This window comes from Buttiauxella sp. WJP83 (assembly GCF_027594725.1).
In the GTDB taxonomy this organism is placed as follows: Bacteria; Pseudomonadota; Gammaproteobacteria; order Enterobacterales; family Enterobacteriaceae; genus Buttiauxella; species Buttiauxella selenatireducens.
Genome location: NZ_CP110080.1, coordinates 2,880,935 through 2,897,859 on the forward strand (window position 1 = coordinate 2,880,935; position 16,925 = coordinate 2,897,859).

The 16,925-nt window shown below is 50.2% G+C and carries 14 protein-coding genes; 6 read left to right on the forward strand and 8 right to left on the reverse strand.

What is annotated here, in order from left to right; translation table 11 throughout:
- Window positions 1-22 precede the first annotated feature (22 nt).
- From OH773_RS13440 to ldtC, 3 genes are all read left to right on the forward strand, one after another.
- A complete protein-coding gene (locus OH773_RS13440; RefSeq protein WP_270139332.1) occupies window positions 23-1,096 on the forward strand; it encodes an acyltransferase family protein in 1,074 nt (357 codons plus the stop codon).
- A gap of 151 nt (window positions 1,097-1,247) precedes the next feature.
- Window positions 1,248-4,694, forward strand: a complete 3,447-nt coding sequence (mfd, locus tag OH773_RS13445) for a transcription-repair coupling factor (protein WP_270139333.1) — start codon at window positions 1,248-1,250, stop codon at window positions 4,692-4,694.
- Between the two features lie 214 nt (window positions 4,695-4,908).
- A complete protein-coding gene (gene ldtC / locus OH773_RS13450; RefSeq protein WP_270145869.1) occupies window positions 4,909-5,829 on the forward strand; it encodes a L,D-transpeptidase LdtC in 921 nt (306 codons plus the stop codon).
- A gap of 93 nt (window positions 5,830-5,922) precedes the next feature.
- Here the strand turns inward: ldtC and bhsA are convergent, their stop codons facing one another.
- Window positions 5,923-6,180: a multiple stress resistance protein BhsA gene (gene bhsA, locus OH773_RS13455; RefSeq protein WP_270139334.1), complete on the reverse strand. Its 258-nt coding sequence runs from the start codon at window positions 6,178-6,180 to the stop codon at window positions 5,923-5,925.
- 248 nt (window positions 6,181-6,428) lie between these two features.
- Between bhsA and OH773_RS13460 the strand changes: the two genes are divergently transcribed.
- Window positions 6,429-7,061: a TetR/AcrR family transcriptional regulator gene (locus OH773_RS13460; protein WP_183271886.1), complete on the forward strand. Its 633-nt coding sequence runs from the start codon at window positions 6,429-6,431 to the stop codon at window positions 7,059-7,061.
- Between the two features lie 52 nt (window positions 7,062-7,113).
- On the opposite strand, the gene OH773_RS13465 is transcribed toward OH773_RS13460, so the two are convergent.
- The gene (locus tag OH773_RS13465) at window positions 7,114-8,007 is read right to left on the reverse strand and encodes a siderophore-interacting protein (RefSeq protein WP_270139335.1); all 894 of its coding nucleotides are present in this window, start codon (window positions 8,005-8,007) and stop codon (window positions 7,114-7,116) included.
- 194 nt (window positions 8,008-8,201) lie between these two features.
- Here OH773_RS13465 and iutA point away from each other — a divergent pair, with 194 nt between their 5' ends.
- Together iutA and OH773_RS13475 are read left to right on the forward strand one after the other, a co-directional pair.
- Window positions 8,202-10,391, forward strand: a complete 2,190-nt coding sequence (gene iutA / locus OH773_RS13470) for a ferric aerobactin receptor IutA (RefSeq protein ID WP_270145871.1) — start codon at window positions 8,202-8,204, stop codon at window positions 10,389-10,391.
- Between the two features lie 129 nt (window positions 10,392-10,520).
- Window positions 10,521-11,549 carry a Gfo/Idh/MocA family oxidoreductase gene (locus OH773_RS13475; RefSeq protein WP_270139336.1) on the forward strand — a complete coding sequence of 343 codons (1,029 nt, stop codon included), beginning with the start codon at window positions 10,521-10,523 and terminating at the stop codon, window positions 11,547-11,549.
- 44 nt (window positions 11,550-11,593) lie between these two features.
- On the opposite strand, the gene OH773_RS13480 is transcribed toward OH773_RS13475, so the two are convergent.
- The 6 genes from OH773_RS13480 to lpoB form a co-directional block, all read right to left on the reverse strand.
- Window positions 11,594-12,130 carry a glycine zipper 2TM domain-containing protein gene (locus tag OH773_RS13480; protein WP_270139337.1) on the reverse strand — a complete coding sequence of 179 codons (537 nt, stop codon included), beginning with the start codon at window positions 12,128-12,130 and terminating at the stop codon, window positions 11,594-11,596.
- Between the two features lie 216 nt (window positions 12,131-12,346).
- A complete protein-coding gene (locus OH773_RS13485; protein WP_270139338.1) occupies window positions 12,347-13,651 on the reverse strand; it encodes an NAD(P)/FAD-dependent oxidoreductase in 1,305 nt (434 codons plus the stop codon).
- Between the two features lie 223 nt (window positions 13,652-13,874).
- Window positions 13,875-14,417: an alpha/beta hydrolase YcfP gene (ycfP, locus tag OH773_RS13490; protein ID WP_270139339.1), complete on the reverse strand. Its 543-nt coding sequence runs from the start codon at window positions 14,415-14,417 to the stop codon at window positions 13,875-13,877.
- A 42-nt stretch (window positions 14,418-14,459) separates the two neighbouring features.
- Window positions 14,460-15,485 (reverse strand): beta-N-acetylhexosaminidase, encoded by a 1,026-nt coding sequence (gene nagZ, locus OH773_RS13495; RefSeq protein WP_270139340.1) that lies wholly within the window; start codon window positions 15,483-15,485, stop codon window positions 14,460-14,462.
- Window positions 15,486-15,500: 15 nt separating this feature from the next.
- Window positions 15,501-16,331, reverse strand: a complete 831-nt coding sequence (gene thiK / locus OH773_RS13500; RefSeq protein WP_270139341.1) for a thiamine kinase — start codon at window positions 16,329-16,331, stop codon at window positions 15,501-15,503.
- The gene (gene lpoB / locus OH773_RS13505; RefSeq protein WP_255459290.1) at window positions 16,309-16,905 is read right to left on the reverse strand and encodes a penicillin-binding protein activator LpoB; all 597 of its coding nucleotides are present in this window, start codon (window positions 16,903-16,905) and stop codon (window positions 16,309-16,311) included. The genes thiK and lpoB overlap by 23 nt, the downstream gene beginning before the upstream one ends.
- Window positions 16,906-16,925 lie beyond the last annotated feature (20 nt).

The following is a 16,925-nucleotide window of genomic DNA, read 5'->3' on the forward strand; positions in this document are numbered from 1 at the left end:
CAACAGAAGACATTGCCACAGTATGAAAAACAAACAGCTATGGATTAATCACATTAAGGGACTGTGCATCTGCCTTGTGGTTATCTATCACTCGGTGATCACTTTTTACCCGCACCTGGTGCAATCCCAAAGCGGATTGCCTGAGTACATTGCCAAAAGCTGGATTTACCTGAATCTTTATCTGGCCCCTTTTCGTATGCCGGTCTTTTTCTTTATTTCTGGATATTTGATAACCCGCTATATCGACGTGGTGAAATGGCGGGACTGCATTGATAAACGTCTGTGGAATATCTTTTATGTATTGTTGTTATGGGGCGTGTTGCAGTGGTTTGGCATTACGTTGATCAATGCGTGGCTGGCACCTGAACTGGTGCGAAACCCAACCTCCAACGCAGCCTACTCAGAAAACCTCTTACAATTTGCCACCAGCATGGCAAAAGCCAGCACCAGCCTTTGGTATCTCTACGCACTGGTGCTCTATTTTCTGGTTTTCAAAAGCCTGCGCCAGTACAAAGTTCCGGTCATCGTGATGTTACTGGCGCTGAATGTAGCGATTAGCTTTATGCCGTTGCCATGGTGGGGTATGAACAGCGTGGTGCGTAACATGTGTTATTACGGGCTGGGCGCGTGGTTTGGGCCACAATTGATGAACGCGATGAAAGCATTTTCCCCTCGCCAACGACCATTATTCTGCGTAGCCGCTGCTTTGGTTTCTACCGCGCTGTATCTGGTGAACGTCCCGCTGGTGATTTCAGTGCTCTCTATTTTCGTCATTATGAAGCTATTTTATCTGCTTGATAACCGGCGAGAAAGCCGCTCCGACGCCTTCCTGAATATTGTCGGCAGCAACACCATTGCGATTTACACGACCCACCGCATTGTGATTGAAGCATTAAGCTTATTCACACTTGCACAAATCAATGCCGGACACCTCTCCGATAACCTGCTGCTCGCCATTTTGCTGGTTTATCCGTTTTTCAGCCTGGCGATATGTACCTTGCTGGGCCTGGGCTTCAGAAAATTATCGCGGATTCTGTGTGGTGATCTGTTCTTCTCACCGCCGAAAAAAATGGTGACCGCAACGGATGCGGGATAAGTGACGGTTGGCGAATGGGTCAAATCTCTGGCTGCTTTGCGATTGGGTTGCTAATACAAAACGATCGCGGATAATAAAAGGCAACTTCTTGCCGCGTCGGGGTTATTTACCCGCAAAATTCGATGTAACCTGAGAGATTCTGACACCTTCTATGCCTGAAAATTATCGCTATTCCTTACCTGTTAAAGCTGGCGATCAGCGTCAGCTTGGAGAACTCACCGGTTCTGCTTGTGCAACCGAAGTGGCCGAAATCATAGAGCGCCATAATGGGCCGGTGGTGTTGATTGCTCCCGATATGCAGAATGCACTGCGTTTGCATGACGAGATTACTCAGTTTACGGAAAGCCTGGTGGTGAATCTTGCCGACTGGGAAACCCTGCCCTACGACAGTTTCTCGCCGCATCAGGAAATTATCTCTTCGCGTTTATCGACATTGTATCAGTTGCCAACCATGCAGCGCGGCGTGTTGATCCTGCCGGTGAATACCCTGATGCAACGCGTCTGCCCGCACAGTTTCTTGCACGGCCATGCGTTGGTGATGAAAAAAGGCCAGCGCCTATCACGCGATAATCTACGTAGCCAGTTAGAACAGGCTGGTTATCGCAGTGTCGATCAGGTGATGGAACACGGTGAATTTGCTACCCGTGGCGCATTGCTGGATTTATACCCGATGGGGAGCGATCAGCCCTACCGCATCGATTTCTTCGATGACGAAATCGACAGCCTGCGCGTGTTTGATGTTGATACGCAACGCACGCTCGAAGAAGTTGACGCGATTAACTTGCTGCCTGCGCACGAGTTCCCGACCGACAAAACCGCCATTGAACTGTTCCGTAGCCAGTGGCGCGACAAGTTTGATGTGAAACGCGAGCCGGAACATATCTATCAGCAAGTGAGTAAAAACACGCTCCCTGCCGGGATTGAATATTGGCAACCGCTGTTCTTCAGCGAGCCTTTGCCGCCGCTGTTTAGTTATTTCCCAAAAAACACCTTGCTGGTGAATACTGGCGACATCGAAAACAGTGCCGAGCGTTTCTGGCAGGATACCGTGGCCCGATTCGAAAATCGCGGCGTCGATCCGATGCGGCCATTATTGCCACCAGAAAGCCTGTGGCTGCGTGTGGACGAACTGTTCAGCGAGTTAAAATCCTGGCCGCGTATCCAGCTCAAAACCGAATCATTAGCCGACAAAGCTGCGTTTACCAACCTGGGCTATCGCGCATTGCCTGACCTTTCCGTTCAGGCGCAGCAGAAAGCGCCGCTCGATAACCTGCGTAAATTCCTTGAGTCCTTCGCGGGACCCGTGGTGTTTTCCGTCGAAAGTGAAGGACGCCGTGAAGCACTAGGCGAATTGTTATCCCGCATCAAAGTGGCACCAAAGCGTATTTATCGCCTTGATGAGGCCAAAGATAATGGCCGCTATTTGATGCAGGGTTCCAGTGAGCATGGTTTCATCGACACCCTGCGTAACCGCGCGTTGATTTGTGAAAGCGATCTGCTGGGTGAGCGCGTCAGCCGCCGCCGTCAGGATAGTCGTCGCACCATTAACCCAGATACCTTGATTCGCAACCTCGCCGAGCTGCATATCGGCCAACCGGTTGTGCATCTTGAACATGGTGTTGGCCGTTACGCCGGATTAACCACCCTTGAAGCCGGTGGTATCACGGCTGAATACCTGATGCTGACCTATCACGGTGACGCCAAACTCTACGTACCGGTTTCTTCACTGCATTTGATCAGCCGTTACGCGGGCGGAGCCGAAGAAAATGCGCCGCTGCATAAACTGGGCAGCGATGCATGGTCACGCGCGCGCCAGAAAGCCGCCGAGAAAGTGCGTGATGTGGCTGCGGAATTACTGGATATTTATGCCCAGCGTGCCGCAAAACAAGGCTTTGCCTTTAAGCATGACCGCGAACAATATCAACTGTTCTGCGATGCCTTCCCGTTTGAAACCACGCCGGACCAGGCCCAGGCGATTAATGCGGTGTTGAGCGACATGTGCCAACCGCTGGCCATGGACCGTCTTGTCTGCGGCGATGTGGGCTTTGGTAAAACCGAAGTAGCGATGCGCGCCGCATTCCTCGCGGTGGAAAACCACAAACAAGTTGCTGTGTTAGTGCCGACCACCCTGCTCGCTCAACAGCATCTGGATAACTTCCGCGACCGTTTCGCCAACTGGCCAGTGCGCATCGAAATGCTGTCGCGTTTTCGTACCGCCAAAGAGCAAGCGCAAATCCTGCAAGATGCGAGTGAAGGGAAAGTCGATATTCTTATCGGCACCCATAAGCTTCTGCAAAATGATGTGAAGATGAAAGACCTGGGGCTCCTGATTGTCGATGAAGAGCATCGCTTTGGTGTGCGTCATAAAGAGCGAATTAAAGCGATGCGTGCAGACGTCGATATCCTGACGCTGACTGCAACACCGATCCCACGCACGCTTAATATGGCGATGAGCGGGATGCGCGATTTGTCGATTATCGCGACGCCTCCGGCACGCCGTCTGGCGGTGAAAACTTTCGTTCGCCAGTACGATGAACTGGTTGTCCGCGAAGCAATTCTGCGTGAAGTCCTGCGCGGCGGGCAGGTTTACTATCTTTATAACGATGTGGAAAATATCCAAAAAGCAGCAGACCGCCTCGCGGTATTAGTGCCCGAAGCGCGCATCACCATTGGTCATGGCCAAATGCGTGAACGTGAGCTGGAACGCGTGATGAACGACTTTCACCACCAGCGTTTCAACGTGCTGGTCTGTACCACGATTATCGAAACCGGTATCGATATTCCGACCGCGAATACCATTATCATCGAACGCGCAGACCATTTCGGCCTTGCGCAGTTGCACCAGCTACGTGGCCGCGTTGGGCGCTCGCATCACCAGGCCTATGCCTGGTTGTTGACGCCACATCCAAAAGCGATGACCACCGACGCGCAAAAACGCCTCGAGGCTATCGCTTCTCTCGAAGATTTGGGTGCCGGTTTTGCCCTGGCGACACATGACCTGGAAATTCGTGGTGCGGGTGAGTTGCTCGGCGAAGGCCAAAGCGGCTCGATGGAAACCATCGGTTTCTCGCTGTATATGGAGTTGCTGGAAAACGCGGTCGATGCGCTTAAAGAAGGCCGTGAACCGTCACTTGAAGATTTGACCAGCAGCCAGACCGAGGTTGAACTGCGCATGCCTGCCCTGTTGCCGGATGATTTCATCCCGGACGTCAATACGCGCCTGTCGTTCTACAAACGCATCGCCAGTGCAAAAACGGGACATGAACTCGACGAGTTAAAAGTAGAGTTGATTGACCGCTTTGGTTTGCTGCCTGACCCTGCTCGCAACCTGCTGGATATTGCCGCGTTGCGCCAGCAAGCACAGAAATTAGGTGTACGTAAAATCGAAGGTAACGAAAAAGGTGGCGTGATTGAATTTGCCGAGAAGAACAATGTTAATCCAGTATGGTTGATTGGCTTACTGCAAAAACAGCCTCAGCATTACCGTCTGGATGGGCCAACTCGTCTGAAATTTATTGAAGATCTCGCTGACCGCAAAACCCGCATGGAATGGGTGCGTAACTTTATGCGTCAGCTTGCACAGAACGCAGCGGCTTAATCTGCTCAAAGTGCCTTAGAAATGTCTAAGGCACTTATTTTGTAACATTTACACATTCTTTCAATCCGCCAGGATTTCCCTACACGCTCTCCCGCCATAATCATCGATTAACTTTTTTATAACATACACATTTTTCATAGGGTTTATCGTGATTACCTCTCTGAGCGTTTCATCATCCCGCAAAGCTCGCGTCATTCGCTGGCTCGCGTCGATCATGCTGGTTAGCGCAACACTGGCCTCGTTTCAGGCTGTCGCCAACTCTTATCCATTGCCACCAGAAGGAAGCCGTCTGATCGGCAAGAATATTTTCCATGTCGTGGAAAATAATGGGGGTTCGCTTGAGGCGATTGCGAAAAAATACAATGTGGGTTTCCTGGCTTTGCTTCAGGCAAATCCGGGCGTAGATCCGTATGTTCCTCGTGCAGGAAGCGTGCTGACGATCCCACGTCAAATGCTGCTGCCCGACGCCCCACGTCAGGGGCTGGTACTTAATCTCGCCGAGCTCCGCGTTTACTATTATCCGGCCGGGAAAAACAGCGTCACCGTCTACCCTATTGGGATTGGTCAACTCGGTGGCGACACCGTCACGCCAACCATGGTGACGACCATTTCAGATAAACGGGCCAACCCAACCTGGACACCCACCGCGAATATCCGCGCACGTTACCTGGCCAACGGCATCAAACTCCCGACAGTGGTGCCTGCCGGGCCGGATAACCCAATGGGTCACCATGCGATTCGCCTCGCCGCCTATGGTGGTGTCTATCTGTTACACGGCACCAACGCAGACTTTGGTATCGGTATGCGTGTCAGTTCTGGTTGCATTCGTCTGCGTGATGACGACATCAAAGCTTTGTATAAAGAGATGCCGGTCGGAACGCCAGTGCGCATTATTAACACCGCGATCAAGACCTCCGTTGAACCGGACGGTACTCGTTTAGTTGAAGTGCATCAGCCGCTGTCAAAAGATATTAATGACGACCCTCAGGTGCTGCCAATTGTGCTTAACGAGCAGATGAAACAGTTCCAGTCCGCCCCTGAAACTGACGCAACGGTAATGGAGCAAGCCATGCAGCATCGTTCAGGTATGCCAGTAGAAGTGAATGCTCATCCTGAAGCGAGCAATACGATTTAAGTCGATTCAAGAATAGAAAAAAGGCCCTGTTATTTTTTTACAGGGCCTTTTTTATTGAACGAGTTTATAAGGCAACGCTCAGAGGGTAATAACTTATTTATAAATAACCGCAGTACCATGCAACGTGTTTGGACCGGTTACTGAAGTGATGCGGTATGAACTTGCACCCATTTGTTCTGCTTTTTCAGCCAGTTGTGCTTCAAGTGAACCCAGGTTAGTCCCCGCGGTTGCCGTCACAGTACCGATTTTCTGTTGACCTGCTGGAGTGGCCTGGACTTCTACAGCGGCAAAGCTTGCAAAAGAAATTGAGCTTAATACAACGGCAGCAACGAGAGTTTTTACGTTTTTCATGTTATTTACCTTGAGCAGATGATTTGTAAGGTCGTCAAGTCATTTACTTAACGATCGATAACTAAATCATAAACGTGATCTGCATCACACGTCAAATTAATTTAATAACGTTCATTAATTATTTTATAAAAACCCTATTTATCATTTAGATAGGAACCGTTTATTTTTATCCGAAAAGCCGCTAGCTACTGGGTGTTTTTATTTTTATAATGATCGTTCATTAAACAGACAAAGGTTAAACGGCATACATGTCATCTGATACAAGTTGCATTAAAAAAAGCCGTGGCCGTCCGAAGGTGTTTGACAGGGAAGCAGCACTCGACAAGGCCATGGCTTTGTTCTGGCAACACGGCTACGAAGCCACCTCTATGGCGCATTTGGTAGAAGCAACGGGTGCGAAAGCCCCGACGCTGTACGCCGAGTTCACGAATAAAGAGGGACTCTTTCGGGCGGTGCTGGATCGTTATATCGCGCGCTTTACGCAAATGCGTGAGGCATGTTTATTCTGCGAAGATCGGACGCTTGAAGAAGCGCTGGAAGATTATTTATCGCTGATTGCAAAGTTATTTACGGAGAAAGACACGCCAACAGGTTGTTTTATCATCTGTACTTCATCAGTGCTGGCGGCATCTTCGGAAGATATTGCCGCCGTGATAAAAACACGCCAGTCGATGCAGGAAGAAACGTTGGTGCGTTTTCTGAGTAAGCGCCAGGAGAAAGGTGAAATCCCCTCCAGCAGTTGCGTGCGTAAGCTGGCTAAATATTTGTGCTGCATCATTCAGGGGATGTCAGTCAGCGCGCGTGAAAATGCCAGCTATGATGAGCTTTTACAGATAGTTAGCACCACGATGCGGCTAATGCCTGAACTGAAGAAAATCTAAATTACACTGAGGCGGATAAGTCAAACTCATCCGCCTTTTCAGAGTTCCGCTTTTACTTTTGTCGCCCTTTACTCCAGTAAGCCATAAAGTTGATAGCATCGTGGTTAACGCCACATTCACCTATCAAATAACGACGCAGCATTTTCACGACCGTCGATTCCCCTGCAATCCAACCATAAAACGCAGTGCTGCCAGTAGTGGCTTTGTCCCACAGCAATTCGCCTTCCGCTTCTTCGTTGATCGCTTCAACAACTCCTGCCGTTTTAGGTACTTGCACCTTAGCTCGGACCGCTTTTAGCAAACACTCTCCGTGGCTGGCTTTAGAAGGATTACGAGGCAACCAGTGAATACTGGCGAAGCTAAATTCGCTTAAATCAACACAATCATCCTGCTCTGGCACTTCAAAAAATGCCTGGATTTGTGGCGGATTTTGCTGCATTGCCAGCAGTTCAAGAATACCTCGCGCCGCTGGCAGTGCGGTTTCATCGGCAATAATTAACGCCTGACGCAAGCCCGCAGGCGGCGTCCACTCATAACCGCCGCTGTCCTGTGGGTAATCCGCATTTGGGGCAACAATTTGGATTTTATCCCCAGGCATTGACGCAATAGCCCATGCGGATGCCGGCCCTTCCGTGCCGTGGCTGACAAACTCAACCGTCACTTCCTGGCGCTCGCGGTCAACGTGGCGCAAGGTATAAGTGCGCACAATCGGCCGCTTCTCTTTGGGCAATTCTTGCAGTAACTGATACCACTGCGCCTGTTCTGGTAAGGCCGGGAGTGAACCATCTTCTGACGGGAATAACATTTTGATCCGCTGGTCCGGCGAATCACATTTCATTTTGGCGACGTCTGGTCCGCCGAAAACCAGGCTCAGCAGTGACGGTGATATTTGCGATTTATGCACTAGCTGCACATTAAACAATCGATAGCCTTGCACCCCAGACATTTCGACTCCTTTGCCGTTCACGGCGTACGCTCAAAAAAGTAAACCACAGAAATAATGTGATTATTCATAAGATTAATTTGAGAAATACTATCAATTGATATTGATAATGAGAACCGTTATCGGCAAAATTCTGCTCGTTCATATTTCAAAACATTTTTAAATGTTAATTATTTCCCATCCAAGGAATGATGATGATGCATAAAAACGCGCGCTGGGTGCTTAACCCGTTGCTCCTGGCGATGATGGCTCCGGCTTTCGCGCAGCAAACATCCGAAGAAGATATTTTGGTTTCTGCAAACCGTATGCACCGCACGGTGGCAGAAATGGCACAGACCACCTGGGTTATCGAAGGCGCTGATCTTGAACAGCAAATCCAGGGTGGCAAGGAGCTGAAAGATGCCCTTGCACAGCTTATTCCGGGCCTTGATGTCGGCAGCCAAAGTCGCACCAATTACGGCATGAATATGCGTGGTCGCTCGATCGTCGTCTTAGTGGATGGTGTACGCCTGAACTCATCCCGAACCGATAGCCGCCAGCTAGATTCTATTGACCCGTTTAATATCGAGCATATTGAAGTCATCTCCGGCGCGACGTCCCTGTATGGCGGTGGGAGTACGGGTGGTCTGATTAACATCGTGACCAAAAAAGGTCAGCCTGAAACCCAGATGGAATTTGAAACGGGTCTTAAATCAGGTTTTAACAGCAGCAAAGATCACGATGAGCGCATTGCTGGTGCAATTTCTGGTGGTAACGACCATGCTTCCGGGCGTCTTTCGGTGGCTTATCAACAGTTTGGCGGTTGGTATGACGGCAATGGCGACCAGACCCTGCTCGATAATACACAGACAGGTTTACAGTATTCCGACCGTCTGGATGTTATGGGAACGGGTACGTTAAATATTGATGAAACCCAGCAGCTTCAGTTGGTTACGCAGTATTACAAAAGCCAGGGCGATGAGGATTACGGCCTGAATTTGGGGCAGAATTTTTCTGCGGTAACGGGTGATGGCAAAGCGTATGTCAGTGATGAGCTTAACTCAGACCGCATTCCTGGCACCGAGCGCCATCTGATTAGCCTGCAATATTCCAACAGCGATTTCCTCGGTCAGGAGTTGGTTGGGCAGATTTATTATCGCGATGAATCCCTGACGTTCTACCCGTTCCCTACCCTGACGCGTAATAAGGTCACCAGTTTCTCCGCGTCTCAGCAGGATACCGATCAGTACGGTGCGAAACTGGCATTGACCAGCCAACCGCTCGACGGCTGGCAGATAACCTATGGTGTGGACGCCGATCACGAGAGCTTTACGTCGAACCAGATGTTCTTTGATTTGGCGAAAGCAAATGCCTCGGGTGGCCTGAATAACCAAAGTATTTATACCACCGGCCGCTACCCGGCTTACACCATCACCAACTTTGCCCCATTCTTGCAAACCAGCTATGACATCAACGACTTGTTCACTCTCAGCGGCGGCGTACGCTACCAGTGGACTGAGAATAAAGTTGATGACTTTATTGGGTTTACTCAGCAGCAAGGCATTGCGAACGGTATCGCAAATTCTGCCGATGCCATCCCTGGCGGCAGCACCGATTATGACAATGCGTTGTTCAATGCTGGCGTGTTGATGCACATCACCGAGCGCCAACAAACGTGGTTCAACTTCTCGCAAGGTGTTGAGCTACCTGACCCTGGCAAGTATTACGGCAACGGCACTTACCGTCTGGTTAATGGCCATTACCAACTTCTTAATAGCGTTAACGTTGGGCAATCTAAACTTCAGGGGATCAAGGTCGATTCTTACGAGTTAGGCTGGCGTTATACCGGTGATAGCCTGCGCAGCCAGATTGCGGCGTACTACTCGTTGTCTGATAAGTCTATCGCCATCAATCGTGCAGATATGGCCATCAATATTCAGGATGATAAGCGTCGTATTTACGGGGTTGAAGGTGCGGTGGATTACTTCATTCCAGATTCAAACTGGAGCACCGGCGTAAACTTCAACGTGCTGAAATCTGAAACCAAAGTTGATGGGAAATGGCAGAAATGGGATGTGATTTACGCAAGCCCGTCGAAAGCCACCGCATACGTTGGCTGGGCACCCGATCCGTGGAGCCTGCGAGTTCAAAGCCAGCAGACGTTTGATTTGACCGATGCGAGCGATAATAAGATTAATGGCTACAACACCATCGACTTTATGGGTAGCTATGCATTGCCGGTGGGCAAACTCAGCTTCAGCATCGAAAACTTGCTGGATAAAGATTACACCACCGTGTGGGGGCAGCGCGCGCCGTTACTGTATAGCCCAACTTACGGCAGCCCATCGCTGTATGAGTATAAAGGTCGTGGACGCACTTACGGTGTGAACTACTCACTGCTGTTCTAAGGTCATTCCAACAGGCGGACTAAAAAACCGCCTGCTTTTTACACTCAGGGATAAATCCGTGCTCGACCAAATCACAATAGTCATTTAAAACAGTGGGACTCTAATTATTCACACGGTTAATAATTTACTATGTTGGCAGGCATTATAGGTTTAGGTTCGGTCATCGAAACCGCGTATCTCCCGGCGTTACGCCGCATCTCCCCTCCTGCTCTCGAACTTTATGGTTACGACGCCGATGCCACTCGACAACCAGACGGTATCAGCCGCTGTGATTCTCTGGATGCGTTGCTGGCATTGCCACTTGATGTTGTGCTGATCACCACCTCCTCGCTCCATCATTTACCGGTACTTGAGCGGGTACTGCAAAGCGAGGTCCCGGCGATTGTGATTGAAAAGCCCGTTGCTGCCACGCTTGCACAACTCGAGAAGCTCGAATCGTTGCTTAAAGAGCCACATGTTGCCGCTCGAGTTCTGGCGTTAGATCACTGGATGGTTCGCACCCAGGCCAGCGATTACATTGACAACATCAATGAAATAAGCCGGATTGAAGGTTTTTTATGTGAACCAAGCGGATTTAACGCAGCGGGAGAGCCTATCGCGCTGAATTTTGCCACCGGTGAAGCGGATACCCGCCTGTTGCGTCATCCTGATGGCGTGATTGTCGACATTGGGACTCATGTTCTCGCGATGGTGCGCGAAACTGTTCACCAGGTTGGTGGGGATGACAAACTCAACATTGAGCTCAACTACGCCCGTGACCGCCTGGGAAATGCAATAGCAGCAGGTGATTTGACGACGGCAGAAGGTGAAGCCCTGCTCACCGGCACAATAAGCGATATCCCGTTCACCCTGCACCTCAACAAATATGCCGGACCCGCAGGCGGGCAAAAAGGGATGCGCATTTATCTTCATAATGGGCAAATCATCAATATCGATCGCGAAGGTGCGAATGAAGTGGTTGAGCTAATGACTGACGTCAGCTCTGAGCGCAAACTGATTGCCGGGCCGCTTTACGATCGCTGTTTGAATGATGTGGTATTTGGTGAGCGCCGAGTGTTTCTGCGCACGCCCGACGAGATCCCGGCATACACGCAACGGCGATTAACCGAAGTGACTGCACTACTGGAATTACAACAGCAGCTACGCGGTAAGCACTAAAATCAAAAAGCCCATCGTTATAGATGGGCTTTTGGGGGTATCCATTAGATTTTATTCAAAACTAACTGGCCGTTATTATCCAGTGGGATCTGCTTACCTGGGTCTTTATCCATGCGGATTTTACCCTGCTGATCGCCAATACGGTACGTGACATCATAACCGAGCATTTTCTCTGATTTGTCATAAACCGTTTTGCATTTCTGTTCTGTCGTGGTGTAAGTGTCACGGTCCTGCATATTGCCCTGAACCTGGTTACCTGCGTAACCGCCACCCAGTGCCCCCACTACCGTGGCAACATCTTTACCACGTCCACCGCCAAACTGATGGCCAATCACACCACCGGCAACCGCACCCAGCGCTGAACCGATAATTCGGTTCTCATCCTGTACTGGACGACGATGAGTTACCGTGACGTTCTGGCACTCCTTACGCGGTGTTTTTACTGTTTCCTTGATAGGTGTCGCTGACACCACCTGTGCATACGTCGGACCACGGTCAAAAACGTTCATGCTGGCAACCGCCGCCACACCCAGTGCTGCGGCCACACCGATACCTATACCCGCTAACATTGATTTATTCACAGGACATCCTCCTGACTTTGCTATTGCTAACAATTTTGCAACCACAAGGGGGGTTAGGCAAATCAGACAACGGATGAAAAGTGCGGATTCGTACGGAGAAAACAGGTGTTTGAGAGAATTCCTAAGCGTGAGAAACACATTTATGAAATTTTATGCTGCGCTGGCTTAACAAAAAACCCGGCCAGAGCCGGGTTTGTCTTTCATGCTGAAAACTGATTAGTGCAGTTTTAAACGTGGACGAATCACACGGTTAATACTGCCCACCAGCATCATCAGGCCGGTTTTAAAGTAACCGTGAAGTGCAACCTGGTGCATACGGTACAGCGAGATATAAACAAAACGCGCCATACGTCCTTCAACCATCATCGAGCCGCGCATCAGGTTACCCATCAGGCTACCCACGGTGGAGAATTTAGACAGCGAGACCAGTGAACCGTGATCTTTATAGATATAGGCTTTCAGCGGCTTATCTTTCATCTGCGCGAGGATGTTGTCCAGCACCAGCGAAGCCATCTGGTGTGCAGCTTGCGCACGTGGCGGCACAAAACCACCTTCAGGACGAGCACATGAAGCGCAGTCACCAATCGCGTAAATATCAGGATCGCGCGTGGTTTGCAGCGTTGGCTCGGTCACCAGTTGATTGATACGGTTAGTTTCAAGCCCACCAATATCTTTCATAAAATCTGGCGCTTTAATCCCCGCCGCCCAAACCATCAGGTCTGCAGCAATATACTCGCCGTCTTTAGTATTCAGGCCACCCGCATCAGCAGAAGTCACCATCGTTTGGGTAAGAACACGCACGCCCAATTTCGTTAACTCGCTGTGTGCCGCAGCAGAAATACGCGGTGGCAGTGCAGGTAAAATACGTTCGCCCGCTTCAACCAACGTGACGTTCAACGCTTCGTTAGTCAGACCTTTGTAGCCGTAGCTGTGCAGTTGTTTCACTGCGTTGTGCAACTCAGCAGACAGCTCAACACCCGTTGCCCCGCCACCTACGATCGCGATGTTAACTTTGCCGCTGGCACCCAGGTTTGCAGAATACTTAAGGAACAGATTCAGCATTTCGGAATGGAATCGACGCGCCTGATGCGGGTTATCCAGGAAGATACAATTGTCTTTAACGCCTGGAGTATTGAAGTCGTTGGAAGTACTGCCCAGCGCCATCACCAGCGTGTCATAAGGAATTTTACGTTCAGGGACCAGCAGTTCGCCTTTATCGTCACGCAGTTCTGCAAGTGTCAGGGTTTTGTTTTCACGGTTAATATCGACCACTGAACCGAGCTGGAACTGGAAGTGATGATTACGTGCGTGCGCAAGATAGCTCAGCGCATCCACACCCTCATCCAGCGAACCCGTTGCCACTTCGTGCAACAACGGTTTCCATAAATGGCTATGGTTACGGTCAATGAGCGTAATTTTTGCTTTTTTACCACGGCCCAGTTTTTTACCTAACTGAGTAGCCAGTTCAAGTCCGCCAGCACCACCACCGACAATGACAATTTTTCTTAATGGTGTAGTCAAAGTGACCCCCTTAAAATATTAACCAATTGTTAATTAAAGGTTATTTAAATAGCATTTAATTAACAACAAGTTAGCCAAACAAACTCAGTAATATGACCAAAGAATAACATGGATGGTGTATTGGTCATACCAAAATTGATGTGCATCAAATTCTTATGCCGAAAAGATAAACAAAAAGGGCCAGCACATGGCTGACCCTTTGGTTTTGTAACGCTTTAAGACCCTAACCTAGCGTCTTAAACGCCTTAATTCTCTGCAAATGAGGGGAGATATTTTTGAACTTGTGGGTCTGTTCCTGATCCCAAACAATCTCATAGTAGTGATGCAGCAATTCGGCAGCTCGAGCATTATCCAACGACTCATCATTTCGAGACAAAATCGCCAGGCAACGATCGCGATTTTTCTCGCGGAAATTTTGCACACACTTGGTCGTAATATCGGTGTATTCCTCAGGGCGATCGATTTTCCCTTCCATGTTCTCTTGCGGGAACAAGTTCGGGTTAAAGATAACCTGGCGAATATCACACAAGAAACCGATACGCTCAGCCCAAAAGCCCCCAAGCCCAACACCGCAAATCAGCGGTCGTTCATCGGCACTCAGTTGCAGCATCTTATCGACTTCTTTGAGGAGATGCTGCATATCGTGTTTCGGATGCAGCGTGCTGTAACTGATAAGCCGTACGTCCGGATCGATAAACTGGAGTTGCAGCACCTTTTCATGGTTACCGGGACTATTAGAGTCGAAACCGTGTAAATAGATAATCATTGCATCCTCACCACACGAATTCAGGCCGTTTGGCCCGAGGAATTAAAGACCCGCCTTGTGGGCTTGCCACTGCTCATGCAGCGCCTCAAGTTGCTGGTTTGCTGCCTTCCAGCGCGCTGATGACATCAGCTCCTGACGAGTAAATGAACCTTTATGATACAAACCTGTAACACGCTCTGCTTTGACCGGAGACAGGTTATCTAACACGCTGATTGCTCCATTACGATTATTGCAGACCAGGATCATATCGCAACCTGCATCCAGCGATGCCTGCCCGCGTTCGGCATAGCTCCCCATAATCGCCGCACCTTCCATTGATAAATCATCAGAGAAGATAACGCCATTAAAGCCGAGCTCCCCGCGCAATACTGTTTTCAGCCAGTGCGGAGAACCGCTTGCTGGAAGTGGGTCGACATCGGAATAGATAACATGCGCGGGCATAATCGCATCGAGTTTATTCTCGGTGATTAAACGGCGGAAAATCTGCATGTCGTGTTCACGAATTAACGCTTCTTCGCGCGGGTCACAAGGCGTTTCTTTATGTGAATCCGCGGTTACCGCACCGTGACCCGGGAAGTGTTTACCCGTGGTTTTCATACCCGCCACGTGCATGCCATCAATAAAACAGGTGGCCATCGCCAGCGCTTTATGCGGATCTTCGTGGTAAGAACGCTCACCAATGGCGGCACTGATATGGCCAATATCCAGCACGGGGGCAAAGCTGATGTCGATATCCATGGCAATCATTTCGCTTGCCATCAACCAGCCCGCTTCACGGGCCAGTTCGCCACCGAGTTCCAGGCCGTGTATCGCGGCAAAAGATTGTGCTGCCGGTAAATGGGTAAACCCATCACGAAAACGTTGAACGCGCCCACCTTCCTGGTCAACGGCAACCACCAGACGATGGCGAGAAGCCGCGCGGATTTGGCGCACCAGTTCACGTAACTGCTCAGGATCGTGATAGTTGCGGGTAAACAGAATCAGCCCACCGACCAGTGGGTGCTTGAGAATTTCACGATCGATGGCATCCAGCTCAAAGCCTGCCACATCCAACATTACCGGACCCACATCTACCTCTCTTAATTAATCATTCCCTTGCAGACGGCACCACGCTTCGTCAGCAAGGGTTAAAAATGTTCTGACTTGAGTTTGTTGCCAACGACATTCATACCATGATGCCATCAGCAGGATAACCCACGGCCGCCAGCGTCTGACCTGCCGGTTTAATTCATCTACCTGAATATGGCTCATTTGCGCGTAAGTGCGAATTAAAGACTCGCTATCAACATTATTGCCCGTAACGATGGCCGCAAGCTCCAGCGCCACATCCCCATCACCGGCATACTCCCAGTCGATGAGTTGGATACTTTGCGCCTGATGCACCAGATTACCGGCATGAATGTCCATGTGCAGCGCAGCAAGACGCAGCGGTTTAGGCTCGCCCTGTTTTTTCATCTTTTTAAGCAACCGCAGCCAGGCCAAACTCCTTCGCTCCCGGGCAGCCATTTGCCAATAGCGCTCAAGTAACGGCAACAGATTGATTCGCCAGCCGAAACAGGGTTGATGGTGCAAATGATACAACAAGGAAGTCAGCGTTTGCAGTGAGGGCAGCTCCGATTTTACTTCGCCGTTCAACCATTCGACGATTAACCACCCTTCAGCATGGCAAACAGGACGTGAGCCGATCCCCCGAGAAATTCGCTTTAATGCGCGATATTGCCGAGCCAGAGAGACACCGGGCATCGACGTTTCAAGCTGTTGACGCGCCACATACTCCCGCGTTTCAATTGAAAAATAGACACTCCCACCACTCAATCCCTCCAGCGGGGAAAAGCAACCGGCGGCCTGAGCCGCCGGAAGATACTTTTCAATGACTCGTTGCAGTGATGAATTAATGGGTTTGTTGTACTGCACCGCTTCCTGACCAAATAATTTCGCCCGTCTGAACCAGCATCAACTGCATTTTCAGCGTCGGTGCATTTACGTTGCCACTGGCATTGCTGTACAGCACATATTGCGCGCCTACATTACGGGCGATGCCAATCGCTTTGCTACGAGAGCCGAGACTATCTTGTGGAGATAATCCCAATTGCTGTTTTGCCAGTGACAGCTGTTGGGCTGAAACAAGGGTGAATTTGCTGTTGTTCGCCAATGCACCGCGCAACGCTTCTGTCGCTTGACTGGTTTGCAGCGAGCCATTGGTGTGATTGTTCACGCTATCTACCAGCAGAACACCACCAGCAGTCACGCCATCGGCCTGCAACATTTTGCCGACCATCGGCTGCATAGCACTACCCCAATCGTAACTACGCACTTTTGGCGTGGCAGGAATGGTCGGTTGTGGCTGTTCAATTGGGCCAGGTTGAGTCGGCACTGTCGGCACCGTTGGAACAGTCGGTGGCGGCTCAACTGGCTGTTGCGGAACAGGCTTCACTTCCTCCACAGGTGCCGGAGCTTCACCACGGTTAATACACCCAGACAAAATCATCGCCGCTGCGACAATGACCA